The following is a 17443-nucleotide window of genomic DNA, read 5'->3' as shown; positions in this document are numbered from 1 at the left end:
CGGTTCACAACCCCTTTAATTCATTTATAAGCACTTGTTCTGCTTCTTCTTGCGAATGGAAAGCATGTACACCTTCTAATGTATAACCTTTAGGCAATAAAACATCTGTTAACACAAGGCCATTAGGATGCTGTTGTTGCCATTCTCTCACATACTTTGTAACATCGTCAGCCATCATCATTTGCTCTGTGAATAAGAAGCGGTACTTCCGAGGTTGTTGCTCATGTGTGATTAGTCTTGTGTAAATTTGACGACTTGCAAAAGCCTTTGCTACTTCTGTTGCTAACATGGCAGCGTGAACAGGAGCCGTCAATTGATTGTTCGCTATAGTCCCCATCGCTCCACCTACAACTAGCACTTGTTCATGTGCTGTTGTTCTAAAGTGTTGGAGAGCCAGTGCTGTAATTTTCTCAGGTTCTTCTAGTCTTCCTTTACCCACATAGCCGCAAGCTAAATAACCTTCTGATGGTTCAATAAAGCGATACCCATCTTGATATAATTGCTCAATATTACGTAAAACAGCAGGATGGTCATACATATGAACATTCATAGCAGGCGCAATCCAAACAGGTGCTGTTGTTGCCAGTAATGTCGTTGTCACCATATCATCAGCTAAGCCATGCGCCAACTTCCCTATAATGTTAGCTGTAGCAGGCGCTATAATTACAAGGTCTGCCCAGTCGGCTAAATCGATATGTGCAATAACTTGTGAGTCTTTTTCATCAAACGTATCGTAAAACACATCATTTTTTGACATAACTTGAAAACTTAATGGCTGAACAAATTGTTGAGCGCTTTTTGTCATAAGTACTTTTACTTGAAAGCCTGCTTGTGTCAATTTACTCGTCAAAGCCACTGCCTTATAAACAGCAATTCCTCCTGAAACACAGAGTAAAATATTTTTCATTGTATCCCTCCTATTTTGAGTTTGTAATAAGAAAAGAGTTGCCTCACTAAACGGGGCAACTCCTTTTAACAACAGAAAACTTAAATTTCATCCTCATAAACCGTTGAAGCATCTTGAGCTTTAGGTGTTAAAGCACCGACCACTACTTCCTCTAATGCTTTACCAACGTATTTATATGAACGATATGCCTCTAATTGCTCAGTATTTTGGTGCTCTTGCATTTGGCGTGCACGTTTAGATGCAAGGCTTACTAAGGAATATTTTGAATCGATTTTTGCTTTTAACTTATCAACTGATGGATATAACATATTTTTATTCTCCTTTTAACATGGACAAATAACGTTTTTCTACACGTTCTCGTCGACAATGTTCTGCTTTTATAATAGCATTAATTTTATCACATGCATGTTGAACTTCATCATTTTCAACAACATAATCATATAAACTCATCATTTCTAGTTCTTGACTTGCAGTTGCAACACGCTTAGCAATCACATCTGCTGGCTCTGTGCCACGCCCTTCTAGACGATTTTGTAATGCTGTCAAACTAGGGGGTGCTAAAAAAATAAATAAAGCATCAGGCGCTTTCGCACGAATTTGTGCTGCTCCTTGAACTTCTATTTCTAAAAAGACATCACGTCCCGCATCTAAGGTTTCATTAACATAGGCTAAAGGCGTACCGTAATAATTCCCAACAAACTCAGCATGTTCAAGCAAACCACCAGCATGAATTAAACCTTCGAACTCCTCTTTTGTTTTAAAGAAGTAATCAATACCATCTACCTCTCCCTCACGAGGTGCTCTCGTTGTCATTGAAATAGAATATTCATAATTTGTATTGGGTTGTGTAAACAGCTCTTTACGAACTGTACCTTTACCTACACCTGAAGGGCCTGATAACACAATCAGTAGGCCACGTTGTTTATTCATTTAGACATTCTCCTTACCTATATTCTATTCTACATTTTGTACTTGCTCTCGCATTTTTTCAAGTATTGTTTTTGCTTGTACTACCGCTACTGACACAACTGTAGATTGATTTTTAGAGCCAATCGTATTAATTTCGCGATGCATTTCTTGCATAATGAAATCCAGTTTGCGTCCAATGGCCTCTGTTGATTGTAATGTCGTTTCGAATTGATGAATATGACTATGTAATCGGTCTAACTCTTCAGAGATATCCACTCGGTCTGCAAAAATAGCAACCTCCACTACGGCTCTCTCGTCCACATAATCATCTGAACTTAACATACTTAGGCGTTCTTGTAGGCGTTCACGATATTTACTCACAGCAAGGTCTGATTGTTGTTCAATCAATGCAATTTGTTGTTGGAGTTGTTGTTTTTGTTCCATTAATACGTTAGCTAATAGCTCCCCTTCTGCTTGACGCATAGTTAATAAGTTAGCTAACGCCTCCTGCAGTGCCGTCAACACAGCTTCATTCACTTGTGTTAATGCGACTTCTTCTTGCTGTTGAATAAAGACATGATCCAGAGCATGTAATTCAGCCATATCCCATTGTGTAGGGAGCGGTGCAATTTTTGCTACTTGTTGACGTGCTTTTTCATAGGCTTGAACTAAATCCATATTTACTTCAATGGTTGGTACAGATTGAGTTAGTTCTTTGAAATGAATAGACACATCCACTTTACCACGAGATAATGCTCGTGAAATGGTCTTCTTAGCTAACATTTCAGCTTCCATCCAATCTTTAGGAAAGCGACTATGTACTTCTAAAAAACGATGATTAACTGAACGAAGTTCTATAGTTAATTGGAAATTTGTTGTTGTTGTGACACCTCTGCCAAAACCTGTCATGCTACGTACCAAAGAACGTCACATCCTTCATGCGCAATTTGTCATTAATTATAACATAAGCCGATTATAATCGAAATGTTAGCGTATGGGTATGGATTGCCTCTACAACATGTTAAAATAGGGCAAGAACATAAAAAAATTCGAACGAAAGAGTGAAATTATTATGGCTTTTGATGGCTTATTTACACGCGCTATGACGACGGAGTTACAACAAATCGTCACAGGACGTATTGCAAAAATACACCAACCTAACGCACAAGAAATAGTAATGCATATTAGAGCAAATGGCAAAAATGTAAAATTGTTATTTTCCATTCATCCTTCTTATGCACGCGTTCATTTGACTGAACATACCATTGAAAATCCTTCAGAGCCACCCATGTTTTGTACACTATTACGCAAACATATTGAAGGGGGCATTATACATGCTATCACGCAAGTAGACTGCGACCGCATTTTGTTATTTGAAATCCATAGTACTAATGAGATTGGCGATGCTACTGTTAGACAATTATACGTCGAAATCATGGGACGTCATAGTAATCTTTTACTAGTTGATCCAACAACTAATATCATTATTGATGCATTAAAGCACTTATCACCATTAATGAATCGCCATCGTACTATTATGCCTGGACAGCCATATATTGCACCTCCACAGCAAAATAAAGTAAATCCCTTCTTAGGAGCTGGTGACTTCTTTAATACTGTAAGAACCGCACAAGAAATTACGCAACATTTTGCTGGTTTTAGCCAATTACATGCGCAAGAAGTAATTGTACGCAACGAGTTTGAGCAATACGTGTCACATTTTGCAACGGGTGGCGAACAGCCCACCTATGTTGAAATAGGGCAAAAAATTTATTTCTCTCCCAACAAATTAACGCAGTTTGAAAATCCTATAGCTTATCCCAATAATAGTGCTTTACTTGATCGTGTTTTCTATGCGCGTGCTGAGCGTGACCGTGTCAAACAACAAGCTGGCGATTTAGAACGTTGGTTGCAGAATGAAATTAGTAAATTACATTTAAAAAGTAAAAAATTAACGAAAGACTATGAACGTGCTACTCGTCTTGACGAGCATCAATTATATGGTGAATTGTTAATGGCTAACATTTATGCTTTTCAAAAAGGTGCTACAGAAGTAACTGTGACAAACTATTATACAAATGAAGAGGTAACAATCCCTGTGAGCGCACGCAAAACACCTATTGAAAATGCGCAACAGTATTATACAAAATATAATAAAGCAAAAAATGCACTCATCATGATTCAAGCGCAATTAAATAAAACACAAGATGACATTCAATATTTTGAAATGTTGATGCAGCAAGTGGAGCAAGCTTCTCCTACTGATATTGAAGAAATTCGTGAAGAATTAGCTGAGCAAGGCTATTTAAAACGTCGCATTTTAAAAAAGAAGAAAAAGAATACATTAGCTACACCGGAAAAATTTATATCTTCTACAGGTATTCCAATCTCCGTAGGTAAGAATAATAAACAAAATGATGCATTAACATTTAAAATTGCTAAAAAGTCAGATACTTGGTTACACACTAAAGATATTCCTGGTTCACACGTAGTCATTCATAGTGATGCACCTGATGAAACAACGCTACAAGAAGCGGCTATGCTTGCAGGTTATTTTAGTAAGGCACGTGCATCATCTGCAATCCCTGTTGACTATACTCTAATTAAACAAGTTAAAAAGCCTAGTGGCGCAAAACCTGGCTTTGTTATTTATTTCGAACAAAAAACCTTATATGTAACACCTGATGAAACTAAAGTGATTGCTTTGAAACAATAACTTAGGGATATACTTGCTGATATAGAAAAGTGGTACAGCGAAATGCTGTACCACTTTTTAATAGGCTATTTTACCGACTACTTATCCAAGTGTTTACGACTTGTTCTGTGCCATAAACAAAATGTTCTTCATCCACTTCATAGTATGTAGCATTCTCTGGCATCTCTTGGTGCTCATAAGGAATACGTACACGACGTTGCTCAGACAGTGGATCTGGTAAAGGAATGGCTGATAATAACGACTTTGTATAAGGATGAACAGGATGATGATAAATATCATCTGCCTTACCAATTTCTAAAATTTTACCTCGGTACATTACTGCTATGCGATCACTAATATACTTCACCATAGACAAATCATGCGCGATAAATAAATACGTTAAACCTCGTTCTTTTTGTAAATCTTTTAGCAAATTGACGACTTGGGCTTGTATGGATACATCAAGTGCAGATATTGGCTCATCCGCAATGATAAAGCTCGGGTCTAAACTAAGTGCTCTTGCAATGCCTAAGCGTTGACGTTGCCCACCTGAAAACTCATGAGCATAACGGTTAGCATGTTCACTATTCAGTCCAACCGCATGTAATAACTCATAAATTTTCTTTTGTCGCTCTTGTTTATTTCGATATAAACCATGAATTTTAAAACCTTCACTAATAATTTCACCCGCAGTCATTCTTGGATTCAATGACGCATAAGGGTCTTGGAAGATCATTTGCATTTCACGGTTAAACTGTTGTTTTTCTTTCTTTGACTTATTTGTATGCACATTTTTACCTTTAAAGATAATCTCGCCTGCTGTAATATTGTATAAATTAATGATGGAGCGCCCTGTCGTTGACTTACCACAACCAGATTCACCTACAAGCCCTAGAGTTTCACCTTCATAAACATCAAAACTAATATTATCTACGGCTTTAATTGTCGTTGAACCACTTTGAAAATATTGTTTCAAGGCTTTTACTTCTAAAATTTTATTTTTAGTCATGATGCATGGCCTCCTTCGCTAAAAAACTATCAATGCGCTTTCTAACAATATGAGGCATTTCAATATTTGGTGATTGTTCATGTAACAACCATGTTTTGGCATAATGTGTATCACTTACTTTAAACATAGGTGGCTCCATTTCATAATCAATTGCTAGCGCAAATTCGTTACGAGCTGCAAACGCATCTCCTTTAGGTGGATGAATAAGATCTGGTGGTGTACCCGGAATAGTATATAGTCTTTCTTCTGCTTCATTATCTAAATCTGGCATTGATCCTAATAATCCCCATGTGTAAGGATGTTTTGGATTATAAAAGATATCATTAACCGTACCATACTCTACAATCTGTCCTGCATACATAACAGCAACACGATCTGCCACATTTGCTACTACACCTAAATCATGTGTAATAAAGATGATTGATGTTTTTGATGTTTCTTGAATCTCTTTCATTAACTCTAAAATCTGTGCTTGTATTGTTACATCCAATGCTGTAGTTGGTTCATCGGCAATCAACAACTTTGGGTCTGCTGCTAAAGCAATAGCAATGACAACACGTTGCCTCATACCGCCTGAAAATTCATGAGGATATTGACTATAACGCTTCTCAGGAAACGGGATGCCCACTTTATTTAATAATTCAATTGCTTTTATTTTTGCTTCGCTTCGACTAATAGTCTTATGTTGTAAAATTACTTCTGTAATTTGTTTCCCTACTTTCATAGTAGGATTTAAACTTGTCATAGGATCTTGGAAAATCATAGAGATATCGTTACCTCTAATCTTTGACATCTCTTTATCCGTTAATGGAATCAAATCTGTGCCATTTAATAAAATTTCACCAGCTGCATAAATGCCTGGTGGCTGTGGAATTAATTTCATTAGAGCATTACTTGTTACACTCTTTCCAGAACCAGATTCGCCTACAATTGCTAACGTCTCACCTTCAAAAAGTTCAAAGTTCACACCACGTACTGCCTGCACAGTGCCACTAAATGTTTTAAAATGAACGTGCAAATCTTTTACTTCAATTACTTTTTTAGCCATAACAGCCACCTCCTTATTTACGTAATTTAGGATCTAATGCATCTCGCAAGCCATCGCCTACTGCATTAAATGCAAATATTGTAAGTGAAATAAATATTGCTGGGAAGAATAAGCGCCACGGATAATCCGCAATGGCCTTTGCACCATCAGAAGCCATTGTACCCCAAGATGCTTGAGGCGCTGGTACACCTAAACCTAAGTAACTTAAAAATGCTTCTGTAAAAATAGCTTGTGGAATGGTTAGAGTCATCGTTACTAAAATAGCCCCTAGAGCGTTAGGTACCAAATGCTTTAAAATCAGATGCCATGTATTTGCTCCTAATGTTCTAGCTGCTAATACATACTCTTGATTTTTAATAGATAATACCTCACCACGTACGATACGCGCCATGTTAATCCATCCTGTAATAGATAAAGCTATAATCATCGGTATAATACCTGGTTCCATTACAACTAGTAATACGATTACAACTAATAAATAAGGAACCGCTGTTAATACATCCGCAATACGCATCATGATATTATCAACACGTCCACCCACTAAACCTGAAATACTCCCCCATACTACACCAATAATTAAATCAATTAATGCAGCCACTACACCAATTAACAGTGAGATACGTGCTCCCGCCCAAACACGAACAAAGATGTCTCGGCCCAACTCATCTGTACCAAACCAAAATTGTGCACTTGGTGGTGCATTATATACACCAGACTGGTCGCTGTATTTATATTGAGATACCTCAGGTACGATTAAAGCCATTAATACTACAATAATTAATATAAATATACCGCCTAAAGCGAGTTTGTTTTGAGAGAAACGAAGACTTACTTCTTTCCAAAAGGAAACCGATTTAGCTGCTAAAGCATCTGAATCTTTATCACTCCCACCTACAACTTTAAATAAATCTTGATCTAATGGTTGTTGTGTCATGACTTTTTCTCCCCTTTCAGCTTAATACGAGGATCGATTATACTGTACAAAATATCTACAATAAATACGGTAAAGAGTAAAATAATAGAGTAGAATACCGTAGTGCCCATAATTACAGTGTAATCACGATTCGTAATACTTTGCACAAAGTGTTTACCTAAACCAGGTATTGCAAAAATTTGCTCTACAATAAAACTACCCGTTACAACACCTGCTGTTAAAGGTCCTAAATAAGTGACAACTGGTAAAAGTGCATTTCGTAAAGAGTGTTTAAACACTACCTTCCATTTACCGAGCCCTTTCGCACGCGCCATCTTCACATAATCACTATTGGATTGTTCTAACATGCTAGAACGCGTTAGTTTTGCTATAAAACCCATGTGAGCAAGTGCGATTGCAAATGCGGGCAAAATGCTATAAATAAACCCATTCCACCCTGCTGTGGGGAACAGATCTAATTTATAAGCTAAGAAATATTGCATAACACTAGCTAAAATAAAGGACGGTACAGAGATACCTAACACTGCAATGATTGTCGCTGCATAGTCCGGAAATTTATTATGATAGAGCGCCGATATCACTCCCAGTAAAACCCCCATACCAATCGCAATTAACATGGCTTCGATACCTAGGGTTAAGGACACTGGAAAGCTTTCTGCAATCATGTCATTAGTTGAACGCGCCTTATACTTCATTGATTCTCCGAAATTAAATGTAGCCGCATCGATTAAATAATCTTTATATTGTATATACCAAGGGTTATTTAATCCATACGTTTCGTTTAATTTTTCCTCAATAGCTGGAGGAAAATTACGCTCGCTAGCAAATGGGCTACCAGGTGCTAAGCGCATTAAGAAAAACGTAACCGTAACAATGACGAAAAGCGCGAGAAGCATGTAACCTAATCTTTTTAAAATATATTTAAACATTTCTACGCCTCCTCTTATTTGTCATAGACAAATGTTGCTCTCGTAATAGCAAAACAAAAGCTGCCTATCAACCGACACTTCGGCTATTTAGGCAGCTATTGGTTGTTGAGATTAGTTAATCCAACTTAACATTTTTCAGTTGGAAGTTACCTAATACATCAGGTGCCATATTTTTAACATGGTCACCTACTACATAAAGATTTGTGTAGTAGTAAATAGGCGCTACTGGGAACTCTTCCATACCGATTGCTTCCGCTTGTTTTAATAAATCTAAGCGTTTGTTAGCGTCTAATTCTTTAATCGATTGTTCCATTAAAGATTTATACTCTGGATTCTCCCAACCTGTGTCATTGTTACCGTTATCTGCAGTTGTATACATCTCTAAGAATGAATAAGCATCATTGTAGTCAGCAATCCAGCCCATACGTCCGACTTGATAATCCAACATATTTAATTTTTCTAAATATACTTGCCATTCTGAGTTATCTAAAGTTGTTTTAATACCTAGCTCTTTATTCCAACCTTCTTGAATAAATTGCGCAATTGCTGCATGAGCCTCACTTGTATTCATTGAAATTTTAATTTCTAAATCTTCTGCCTTAGCAATACCTAGCTCTTTTAAGCCAGCCTCTAATGCTTTTTTTGCTTCTTCAATATCGTTATCTTTATAGTAACCGCGGTCTTCTTCAAAACCTTCAATCGCCACTGGTACCATACCTAAAGCCGGTTTTTGTTCACCTTTTGTTACACTATTAATTAATTCTTGACGGTTAATTGCTAAAGTTAACGCTTTACGAATATTTTTGTTTTTCATTACTTCATCTGTTGTGTTTAATTTATACCAATATACACCCGCTTGGTCACTAATATTCAATTTGTCTTCAGATTTGAATGAATCAATAGAATCTAACGCTACTGTTTGGAATGGTGAACCTAAGAAATCAATCTCACCTTTTTTAAATTGGGTTACAGCTGTAGATTCTTCCTCTACCATACCAATTGATACTTTCTCAAGGTCTACATTAGCTGCGTCCCAGTAATCTTCATTTTTCTCTAAAACGATTGAATCATTATGTTTCCAAGAAGCTAATTTAAATGGACCATTCGTCACATAGTCATCACCAGCATCTGTATACCAATCTTCATTAGCTTCTACTGCTTTTTGGTTTAATGGAGCCATTGTTTTAAATGCTGTTAATTGTAAGAAATAAGGTGTTGGGTTTTCTAATGTTACGACTAATGTTTTGTCATCTTCTGCTTTTAAACCTAAGTCTTCTACTGAACCTTTACCTTCATTAAAAGCTTGCGCCCCCTTAATTGGATATAAAATGGAAGCATACTCTGACATGTTCTCTGGGTCTAATCCCCATGTCCAAGCATAAATAAAGTCTTCTGCTACTACAGGGTCACCGTTAGACCACTTAGCATCACGCAAATGGAATGTATAGGTTAGACCATCTTCACTTTCTTCCCATTCTTCCGCCATACCAGGCTGTGGCACTGTATCTGAGTCTAAACGTGTTAAACCTTCAAATACCTCGTTTAATACTGCTCCTGATGTTGTATCTGTTGCTAATTGTGGATGTAGTGATGGTGGTTCTGATGCTACAACTAACTTCAATTCTTTTTTACTAGAACCACTATCGTCTGTTTTGCTGTCATCAGTCGACTTATTATCGTCGCCTGATTTGCTGTCGCCGCCAAAGCCACATGCCGCTAACACTAACGAAAGAGCCGCTATTAATGCCAGCAAGAAAAACTTTTTGTTTTTCATATGATAGATCCCCCTTGCGAAATTTTCTAAGCTTTCTGAAAGCTTAGTATTACTATACCAAATAAATCACTATTTAAAAATAGATATTTTACTTTTTTCTGCTTTATACGTTTTTTTTGTGTTTACCGCATCATTTATCTGAATAGATTTAAAGTCGCAGAACTCTTTATCCTTAGTCTTTTTATTGTTTTAATAATCTTTAAACATTTCAAAATAACAAATAGTTATTAAACACCTGAAATGATATGTGTTAACCTATGTACTATATTTTTGTAAATAAAGAGAAAAAAATTTTTATATTAGTTTTATAAGGAAGAACAGATGTAAGCGTTTGATTAACATTTTTTTCATAAAAAAATATTATATTAGATCACATACTTTATTATGCTAAAGTAACAAAAAAGCGCCTTGACTATAAATATAGCCAAGGCGCTTATTGTCTATTATTTCATTGGTGATTCAGCTGTTAACTCAATTTCATGTAAGTTAGTATCTGAACCTGAAACATAATCAATCGTATAATTTTTCACTCGTTTGTTGATTGGGAAAATTTCTGTACGGAAGTAAGTTGGCACTAAGAATGCTTCATCATTCATGTACTCTTGCCATTTTTTGAATGCTTCTGCACGGTAATCTGCATCCATTGCTTTATCCGAATCAATATCATTTAATAATGCTGTTAAGTCATCTGATACAAAACGTGCAAAGTTAAATTGTGCACCTTTACCAAATAAACCATTTGGCGATGGGTTAGTACCTGTACCCCAAGCAGCCATAAACATGTCGATTTCAGGATCATCAGCTTGTACTTTATCGTAGAAACTGTTGAATTCAATTAAACGTCCTGTTGTTAACTCTACATCAATACCTACATCTTTCCAGTTTTGACGATAGAATTCAACAATTGCTTCATCTGTATCAGAACCAGCCATAGAAGCTAATTTGATAGAGAATTTTTTACCATCTTTGTCTTCACGGATGCCATCACCGTCTGTATCTTTATAACCTGCTTCATCTAGTAATTGATTAGCTTTTTCTGGATCATATTTATAGCCTTCTAAAGACTCATCATAGAATGATGCAAATACTGGTGGAATTAATGAGTTACCACGCTCACGTAAATCTTGATAGAATTTTGATGATACTGATTCAATATCAATAGCATAAGTTAAAGCTTGACGTAATTTTTTATCATTCATTTTTGCATTAGGGTCCATAACATTTTCTTTTGCTTCATTATCATATTTACCTAATTTAAATGCTAAATAAGAATATGAAAGCTCTGGACGACCTACAATATCAATATTTTTAAGATCTTTAATACCATCATACTGTGTTGTTGGATATTTTTTAATAATGTCATACTTACCAGACTTCATTGCTGTTGCAGCTGATGAAGAAGGTACAATCGTAACAATGACTTTATCTAATTTAGGCTCACCTTTCCAATAATGTTCGTTTTTAACGAATTGTACAGATTCACCTGGTGTAATCTTATCTAATTTGAATGCTCCTAATGTTACAGGATTTTTACGCACAGCATCTGATGCTAATAAATCTTTCACAGGAATCTCTTCTAATTGATGTTTTGGTGCTGCATAGCCCCATAAACCATCACCTACACTAAATACTGCTGGTGATACTTTTTTGAATGATACTTCTAATGTTTGCTCGTCTATTTTTTTAAGACCTGAAATTGTTTCTGCTTTACCATCATGGTACTCTTCAGCACCTACAATGTTACGGAAGTCATCATCATAACGTACACCTGTATAATCTTTATGACCAATAATTTCATATGGATAGATTACATCTTCTATTTTTAACGGCTCACCATCAGACCACTTTACGCCCTCACGGATTTTGATTGTTGCCTTATTGTTATCTGCATCAACCTCAAGAGAGGCAATTCCCTCATCTGTTGCCATAAAATCGCCATCTGTTTCAAATAGGCTATTTGTCATATATTCCATGATGTCTGCATCATATCCATCTTCATATAACTCCCATGAGAAAATCCCTTGGAATGGTGTATCATTAACTAAACCTACTTGTAACGTACCACCTTTAATAGCTTCACCTTCATTGTTTACTTCAAGTGCTAATTCAGCTGTAGATTGCTCTTTTTCTGAATCTTTACCATCGCCCTTATCTGTCTCTTTTTCTTTGTCACCACTACATGCTGCAAGAGCAAATAATGCTGCAAGTAAAAGTGTTAATAGTGCTAAACTTTTTTTCTTCATTACTTTTCCTCCTTTGTTTACCCTAATCTTTGTTTTGCGTCAGCCGCACGGCGAAGTGCTTGACCAACATAATTTATACCAAGCATCATTAATAAAATGAATAATGATGCGGGTAACCATACCCACCATTTCTCGGCTAATACAATTGGGTTTGTAGCATAACTCACTAAAGTACCTAAACTAGGCTCTGAAGGTGGTAGACCAAACCCTAAGAAAGAAAGGCCTGTCTCTATCCCCACATTACCCGCAAAACTCAAGGTTAAATCCACGATGATAATGGAACTTAAGTTTGGCAAGATCCCTTTAAACATAATAGCAAAGTCGCTTGTACCCATTGTTTTAGATGCATTAACATAGTCACGACGCGACTCTGATAATGCTTTACTACGCACTAATCGTGCTGTACCTACCCAAGCAAATATACTAATAATTAAGATTAAATGAATCGTAGTATATTTTGGAATCATAGTAACAAAAACAATAATGAACATCAGCGTAGGAATTGTCATAAAGAAGTCAATAATACGCATAAATAAACTATCAACAAAGCCACCATAGTAACCTGTTACAATACCTAAACTAATCCCTACAATTGCTGAGATAACCGTTACAGAAATAGCAATTAATAATGAGTTTTTAGCACCAATAATTAATTGCACTAAAATGTCTCTACCTGCTTCATCAGCCCCTAAAATATAACCGGCTGTTCCTGGTTCTGTATAACGCTCTAATAAGTTAATTTTCATTGCCGCTTCTTGATCGACAAAGAAAAAGGCTGTAATCATTACACCAACAATTAACAATGTGATAAACACGAAAGAAAACATTGCTAACTTATCTTTCTTGAATTCTCGTAATATAACTTTAAAACCTGTAGGTGGTGTACTTTCTGCCACTACAGTTTGTTCAACTTGTTGTTCCATCTTTATTCACCTCTCCTCAATTCATTAATCGATACGTATACGTGGGTCAACAATACTCATAATAATATCCGATAACAAACTTCCTAATAATGTTAGGAAACCAAATAACATAACAAGTGCTGTAATAACACTGTAGTCACGACTTTGAATAGATTGTACGAATAATTGACCCATTCCTGGATAGCCAAATACAGTTTCAATAAAGATTGAACCACCTAATAAACCTGTAATGGTAAATCCAAAGAATGCAGCGATTGGTAATAATGAATTTCGGAAAATATGACGTGAGTAAACTTTACGCATTGGAATACCTTTACTGCGTGCCGTTTTTACATAGTCTTGCCCACTCGCATCAATAATTTCAGTACGTAAATATTGAATAATACTTGTTGTACCTAATAAAGCGAATGTTATAGATGGTAATAAAATATGATAAAACTTACTCCAATAATAATCCATCGTTCCTGGCTCTAAACTAACATCCACTGTACCACTTGTTGGGAACCACTCAAACTGATAGCCAAATAGGAATAAGAAGATTAATGACAATACAAATGTTGGTATTGCATAACTAAGAAAACTATAAAGTACAATTGATTTATCTAAAAATGAATTTTGATAGCGTCCTGCTAATACACCTAAAGGAATAGCAATTAAATACACTAAGATTGCACTTAATAAAGATAACAAGAATGTATTATATGCGCGTTCACCTATAATAGAAGAAACGCTGCGTTTATACGTATAACTCTTACCTAAATCTCCTTGCACTACACCTGATATCCAATTGTAATATTGCACTACTATAGGGTCGTTTAGCCCTGCCTCTTCACGTAGCTCAGCAATACGGTTAGCATCTGTTTCTGGTGTGATTAACCCTGTAAATGGATCACCTGGCATCTGCTTTGCCATAATGAATACAATTAAACTTAAGATGAAAAGCTGAGGTATCATAACTAAGAAACGACGTAATATTGTTTTCCACATATTAGTTGCCCCCTTCTGCATTCAACATAGCAACAAAATGCGTATCTGTAATTGGTTGCAAAGGATGCACTTTACCATTCTCATCATAGTAATTATGTTGCTTATCTTTGTAGTCTTTTTCAACTTGTAAACGCTCTACTTTACGTTCTAAGCGTGTTTCAGGTTCAATATTAGGAATTGCTGATAATAAACGATGTGTGTAAATATGTCTTGGGTCTGCATATATTTCTTTACTCGTACCGCGCTCTACAAAACGTCCACGATACATAATGGCTATATCATCACACATATGTTTAACAACACCCAAATCATGGGAAATAAATAAGTAACTTAAGCCGTATTCATCTTGAATATCTTGCATAAAGTTTAACACTTGTGCTTGTACAGATAAGTCGAGAGCTGATACTGGCTCATCAGCAATAATAAGTTTTGGGTTACAAGCTACTGCTCTTGCAATACCTAAACGCTGTCTTTGACCACCTGAGAACTCATGGGGGTATTTATGTTTTGCGTCTTCAGGCATACCGACAATCGCTAACAACTCATTAATTCTGCGACGTTCCTCATCGGGTGTCATATTTGTAAAGTTACGAATAGGCTCTGCTAAAATGTCTGATACACGTTTTCTAGGATTCATACTTGAATGCGAATCTTGGAAAATCATTTGCACATCGCGATTATAAGCTGAATTACGCTTTCTACGTTGATTTGTTACTTCTTCGCCTTCATAAATAATACTGCCAGAAGTAATGCGTTCTAAACCAATAATTGCTTTGCCTGTTGTTGACTTTCCACAACCTGATTCGCCAACTAAGCCATATGTTTTACCTTTATCAAACTCCATTGTAATACCATCAACAGCATAAACTTGATCAACAACTGTGTTGAAAAAACCACCACGAATTGGATAGTGTACACATAAATCTTTAATTTGCATGAAACTCATTGTACGCTACCTCCCTCATCTTCAAAATGAAACGTTTTCCAACATGTACAACGTACAAAATGGTCTGGTGCTACTTCATGTAATGTTGGGTTATCTTCATGAGTTGCTCGGTCAATCCAAGGTATACGTGGTGAAAAACGGCAACCCGTACGTGGGAGGTTTTTCAATGATGGTACAATACCATGAATGACATTTAATTTATCGCCTTCACTATTCATTTGTGGAATCGAATTTAATAGTGAGCGTGTATAAGGGTGCTTAGGGTTTCTGAATAATTCTACAACAGGTGCTTCTTCAATCACTTGCCCTGCGTACATTACAGCTACTCGGTCAGCTACCTCTGCCACAACGCCCAAGTCATGGGTAATCAAAATAATGCCGGATTCGGTTTCTGCCTGTAACTCTTTTAATAAATCTAAAATTTGCGCTTGAATCGTAACGTCTAATGCCGTCGTTGGTTCATCTGCAATTATGATTGGTGGCTTACATGCCAAAGCAATGGCAATCATAACACGTTGTCGCATCCCTCCAGATAATTGATGAGGGAATTGCTGAGCTACTCGTGGTGGGTTGGGTATACCAACTTGCTCTAACAATTGTAGTACGCGTGCTTGTCTTTCTGCTTTAGCTAATTTCGTATGATAGATCAACGATTCCTCAATTTGTTGTTCAATTTTCATTAGCGGATTTAATGCAGACAATGGATCTTGGAAAATAAATCCGATATCTGCACCTCTGACATTGTTGAATTGTTCGTCTGTCATCGTAACAAGATTTTTACCTTTATAGTTAATTTCACCTGTCACCTTCGTATTATTAGGATTATGTAAGCCAACGATCGATGTAGCTAAGGTACTTTTACCACAGCCTGACTCACCTACAATTGCTAAAATTTCATTTTTCTTTAATGTTAATGAAACATCATCAACCGCAGGGAAAAAATCATCCTTAATACGGAAACTTGTGCTAAGATTTTTAATCTCTAGCAATTCATTTGCTCCACTCAAAACGTTACCTCCTTCAAAAATGAATATTCCGAAATTTCACTTCAAAAGAAAAGCTTCAGAAATTATATTCATACAGTCGATTATCACGCAAATATTGCATAAAGTAAACCTTTTTTATTAAAATTCTAAATATTTTCTCGATTATTTTTATAAGTTTTTGTAAAATTCAAGCACTTTTATGCAAATAGTATTGCCTTAGCATGATTATTATAACTACTCTGTATATAATCCACTTTTTTTATCATTATGCAAAGTTATTGTATAAAAAAATCATCTATTATTTTCAGATAATTTTAAAAAGTGTGAAAGCGTTTTCTGTTTTTAGGACTCTGATACTTTAATACGTTAAATTGAACGTAAAAATAACAGAAGAGGAAAGTGCTATACACTTCCCTCGAAAATATTAGTTCATTTATTGTTTCAAATGTTGGTTCATTTTTTAATTGGCATTACTAAGTCATTTTAATACATGAACTCATTTTTTGTAAAGAGTGTTTTTTATTTTAATGCCCCTGCTTTCAATTTTGCATGCCAATCTTTCAAAAATGGTGCTTCATTTTCCTGAATAACTGCCATATCAATCGCCGCTTCAACCAAATAATCAAAATTGGTTAAACTTTTATAGGCAACATCAGCCGCTTCAAAAGCTTGTTCGGCACGAGGCAGATTATAAGTGTATACACATACTACACCTAAAACCTCACAACCTGCTGCACGCAATGCCTCGACCGCAGTAATCGATGAACCACCTGTAGAGACAATATCTTCAACGACAACTACTTTTTGACCTTTTGTATACTTTCCTTCAATTTGATTACCACGTCCATGTGCTTTAGCTTTTGAACGCACATAAACCATTGGTAAATCAAGTTGGTCACTCACCCAGGCAGCGTGTGGAATACCAGCTGTTGCTGTACCAGCCACTACTTCAGTAGCGGGGAAATATTCTTTAATAAGACTTGCCAAGCCCGTTGCAATTTCTTTACGCCCTGCTGGGTCTGAAATTGTTAATCGTGTATCACAATAAATTGGTGATTTAATACCAGAAGCCCATGTGAATAAATCTGTTGCATTTAATTCAACTGCTCCCACACGCAACATGACTTGTGCGATTTCTTTTTGTATTGTCATT

Annotated in this window: 16 protein-coding genes; 1 reads left to right on the top strand and 15 read right to left on the bottom strand. The window is 36.2% G+C overall.

The annotated features are described in order from the left end of the window. Positions 1-4: 4 nt before the first annotated feature. The 4 genes from coaBC to IEW44_RS07290 form a co-directional block, all read right to left on the bottom strand. The gene (coaBC, locus tag IEW44_RS15890; RefSeq protein ID WP_229704186.1) at positions 5-907 is read right to left on the bottom strand and encodes a bifunctional phosphopantothenoylcysteine decarboxylase/phosphopantothenate--cysteine ligase CoaBC; all 903 of its coding nucleotides are present in this window, start codon (positions 905-907) and stop codon (positions 5-7) included. 80 nt (positions 908-987) lie between these two features. Then, complete coding sequence (gene rpoZ / locus IEW44_RS07300) at positions 988-1215, bottom strand: DNA-directed RNA polymerase subunit omega (protein ID WP_188614390.1); 228 nt, start codon at positions 1213-1215, stop codon at positions 988-990. Between the two features lie 4 nt (positions 1216-1219). Next, the gene (gmk, locus tag IEW44_RS07295) at positions 1220-1837 is read right to left on the bottom strand and encodes a guanylate kinase (RefSeq protein WP_188614389.1); all 618 of its coding nucleotides are present in this window, start codon (positions 1835-1837) and stop codon (positions 1220-1222) included. A gap of 24 nt (positions 1838-1861) precedes the next feature. Next, the gene (locus IEW44_RS07290) at positions 1862-2737 is read right to left on the bottom strand and encodes a YicC/YloC family endoribonuclease (RefSeq protein WP_188614388.1); all 876 of its coding nucleotides are present in this window, start codon (positions 2735-2737) and stop codon (positions 1862-1864) included. A gap of 151 nt (positions 2738-2888) precedes the next feature. On the opposite strand from IEW44_RS07290, the gene IEW44_RS07285 reads away from it, so the two are divergent. Next, on the top strand, positions 2889-4532 hold the full coding sequence (locus IEW44_RS07285; RefSeq protein ID WP_188614387.1) for an Rqc2 family fibronectin-binding protein: 1644 nt from the start codon (positions 2889-2891) through the stop codon (positions 4530-4532). Between the two features lie 70 nt (positions 4533-4602). Here IEW44_RS07285 and IEW44_RS07280 read toward each other — a convergent pair whose 3' ends face one another. From IEW44_RS07280 to pyrE, 11 genes are all read right to left on the bottom strand, one after another. Further along, positions 4603-5520 carry an ABC transporter ATP-binding protein gene (locus tag IEW44_RS07280; protein WP_188614386.1) on the bottom strand — a complete coding sequence of 306 codons (918 nt, stop codon included), beginning with the start codon at positions 5518-5520 and terminating at the stop codon, positions 4603-4605. Further along, positions 5513-6568 carry an ABC transporter ATP-binding protein gene (locus IEW44_RS07275; protein WP_188614385.1) on the bottom strand — a complete coding sequence of 352 codons (1056 nt, stop codon included), beginning with the start codon at positions 6566-6568 and terminating at the stop codon, positions 5513-5515. The genes IEW44_RS07280 and IEW44_RS07275 overlap by 8 nt, the downstream gene beginning before the upstream one ends. 13 nt (positions 6569-6581) lie before the next feature. Next, positions 6582-7502: an ABC transporter permease gene (locus IEW44_RS07270; RefSeq protein WP_188614384.1), complete on the bottom strand. Its 921-nt coding sequence runs from the start codon at positions 7500-7502 to the stop codon at positions 6582-6584. Beyond that, entirely contained in the window at positions 7499-8431 is a 933-nt protein-coding gene (locus IEW44_RS07265) for an ABC transporter permease (protein WP_188614383.1), read from the bottom strand. The genes IEW44_RS07270 and IEW44_RS07265 overlap by 4 nt, the downstream gene beginning before the upstream one ends. A gap of 115 nt (positions 8432-8546) precedes the next feature. Next, positions 8547-10205: a peptide ABC transporter substrate-binding protein gene (locus IEW44_RS07260; protein ID WP_188614382.1), complete on the bottom strand. Its 1659-nt coding sequence runs from the start codon at positions 10203-10205 to the stop codon at positions 8547-8549. A 443-nt stretch (positions 10206-10648) separates the two neighbouring features. Next, positions 10649-12448 (bottom strand): oligopeptide ABC transporter substrate-binding protein, encoded by a 1800-nt coding sequence (opp4A, locus tag IEW44_RS07255; protein WP_188614381.1) that lies wholly within the window; start codon positions 12446-12448, stop codon positions 10649-10651. Between the two features lie 17 nt (positions 12449-12465). Continuing rightward, the gene (locus tag IEW44_RS07250; protein ID WP_188614380.1) at positions 12466-13371 is read right to left on the bottom strand and encodes an ABC transporter permease; all 906 of its coding nucleotides are present in this window, start codon (positions 13369-13371) and stop codon (positions 12466-12468) included. Positions 13372-13395: 24 nt separating this feature from the next. Then, on the bottom strand, positions 13396-14358 hold the full coding sequence (gene opp4B, locus IEW44_RS07245; protein WP_188614379.1) for an oligopeptide ABC transporter permease: 963 nt from the start codon (positions 14356-14358) through the stop codon (positions 13396-13398). 1 nt (position 14359) lies between these two features. After that, the gene (locus IEW44_RS07240; protein WP_188614378.1) at positions 14360-15304 is read right to left on the bottom strand and encodes an ATP-binding cassette domain-containing protein; all 945 of its coding nucleotides are present in this window, start codon (positions 15302-15304) and stop codon (positions 14360-14362) included. Further along, complete coding sequence (locus IEW44_RS07235) at positions 15301-16311, bottom strand: ABC transporter ATP-binding protein (protein ID WP_188614377.1); 1011 nt, start codon at positions 16309-16311, stop codon at positions 15301-15303. Before IEW44_RS07235 ends, IEW44_RS07240 begins: the two co-directional genes overlap by 4 nt. Positions 16312-16809: 498 nt before the next feature. Further along, on the bottom strand, positions 16810-17442 hold the full coding sequence (gene pyrE, locus IEW44_RS07230) for an orotate phosphoribosyltransferase (RefSeq protein WP_308421630.1): 633 nt from the start codon (positions 17440-17442) through the stop codon (positions 16810-16812). Position 17443: the final 1 nt, after the last annotated feature.

Source organism: Lysinibacillus alkalisoli, assembly GCF_014643595.1.
Lineage (GTDB): Bacteria > Bacillota > Bacilli > Bacillales_A > Planococcaceae > Metalysinibacillus > Metalysinibacillus alkalisoli.
The sequence above is the reverse complement of the archived record's forward strand: the minus strand, read 5'-3'. Positions and strand labels throughout refer to the sequence as shown.

What these genes read in the sequence shown, in the direction of transcription:
- coaBC (WP_229704186.1), bottom strand. Translation starts at nt 907, where the DNA reads ATGAAAAATATTTTACTCTGTGTTTCAGGAGGAATTGCTGTTTATAAG.
- rpoZ (WP_188614390.1), bottom strand. Translation starts at nt 1,215, where the DNA reads ATGTTATATCCATCAGTTGATAAGTTAAAAGCAAAAATCGATTCAAAA.
- gmk (WP_188614389.1), bottom strand. Translation starts at nt 1,837, where the DNA reads ATGAATAAACAACGTGGCCTACTGATTGTGTTATCAGGCCCTTCAGGT.
- IEW44_RS07285 (WP_188614387.1), top strand. Translation starts at nt 2,889, where the DNA reads ATGGCTTTTGATGGCTTATTTACACGCGCTATGACGACGGAGTTACAA.
- IEW44_RS07280 (WP_188614386.1), bottom strand. Translation starts at nt 5,520, where the DNA reads ATGACTAAAAATAAAATTTTAGAAGTAAAAGCCTTGAAACAATATTTT.
- IEW44_RS07275 (WP_188614385.1), bottom strand. Translation starts at nt 6,568, where the DNA reads ATGGCTAAAAAAGTAATTGAAGTAAAAGATTTGCACGTTCATTTTAAA.
- IEW44_RS07270 (WP_188614384.1), bottom strand. Translation starts at nt 7,502, where the DNA reads ATGACACAACAACCATTAGATCAAGATTTATTTAAAGTTGTAGGTGGG.
- IEW44_RS07265 (WP_188614383.1), bottom strand. Translation starts at nt 8,431, where the DNA reads ATGTTTAAATATATTTTAAAAAGATTAGGTTACATGCTTCTCGCGCTT.
- IEW44_RS07260 (WP_188614382.1), bottom strand. Translation starts at nt 10,205, where the DNA reads ATGAAAAACAAAAAGTTTTTCTTGCTGGCATTAATAGCGGCTCTTTCG.
- opp4A (WP_188614381.1), bottom strand. Translation starts at nt 12,448, where the DNA reads ATGAAGAAAAAAAGTTTAGCACTATTAACACTTTTACTTGCAGCATTA.
- IEW44_RS07250 (WP_188614380.1), bottom strand. Translation starts at nt 13,371, where the DNA reads ATGGAACAACAAGTTGAACAAACTGTAGTGGCAGAAAGTACACCACCT.
- opp4B (WP_188614379.1), bottom strand. Translation starts at nt 14,358, where the DNA reads ATGTGGAAAACAATATTACGTCGTTTCTTAGTTATGATACCTCAGCTT.
- IEW44_RS07240 (WP_188614378.1), bottom strand. Translation starts at nt 15,304, where the DNA reads ATGAGTTTCATGCAAATTAAAGATTTATGTGTACACTATCCAATTCGT.
- pyrE (WP_308421630.1), bottom strand. Translation starts at nt 17,442, where the DNA reads ATGACAATACAAAAAGAAATCGCACAAGTCATGTTGCGTGTGGGAGCA.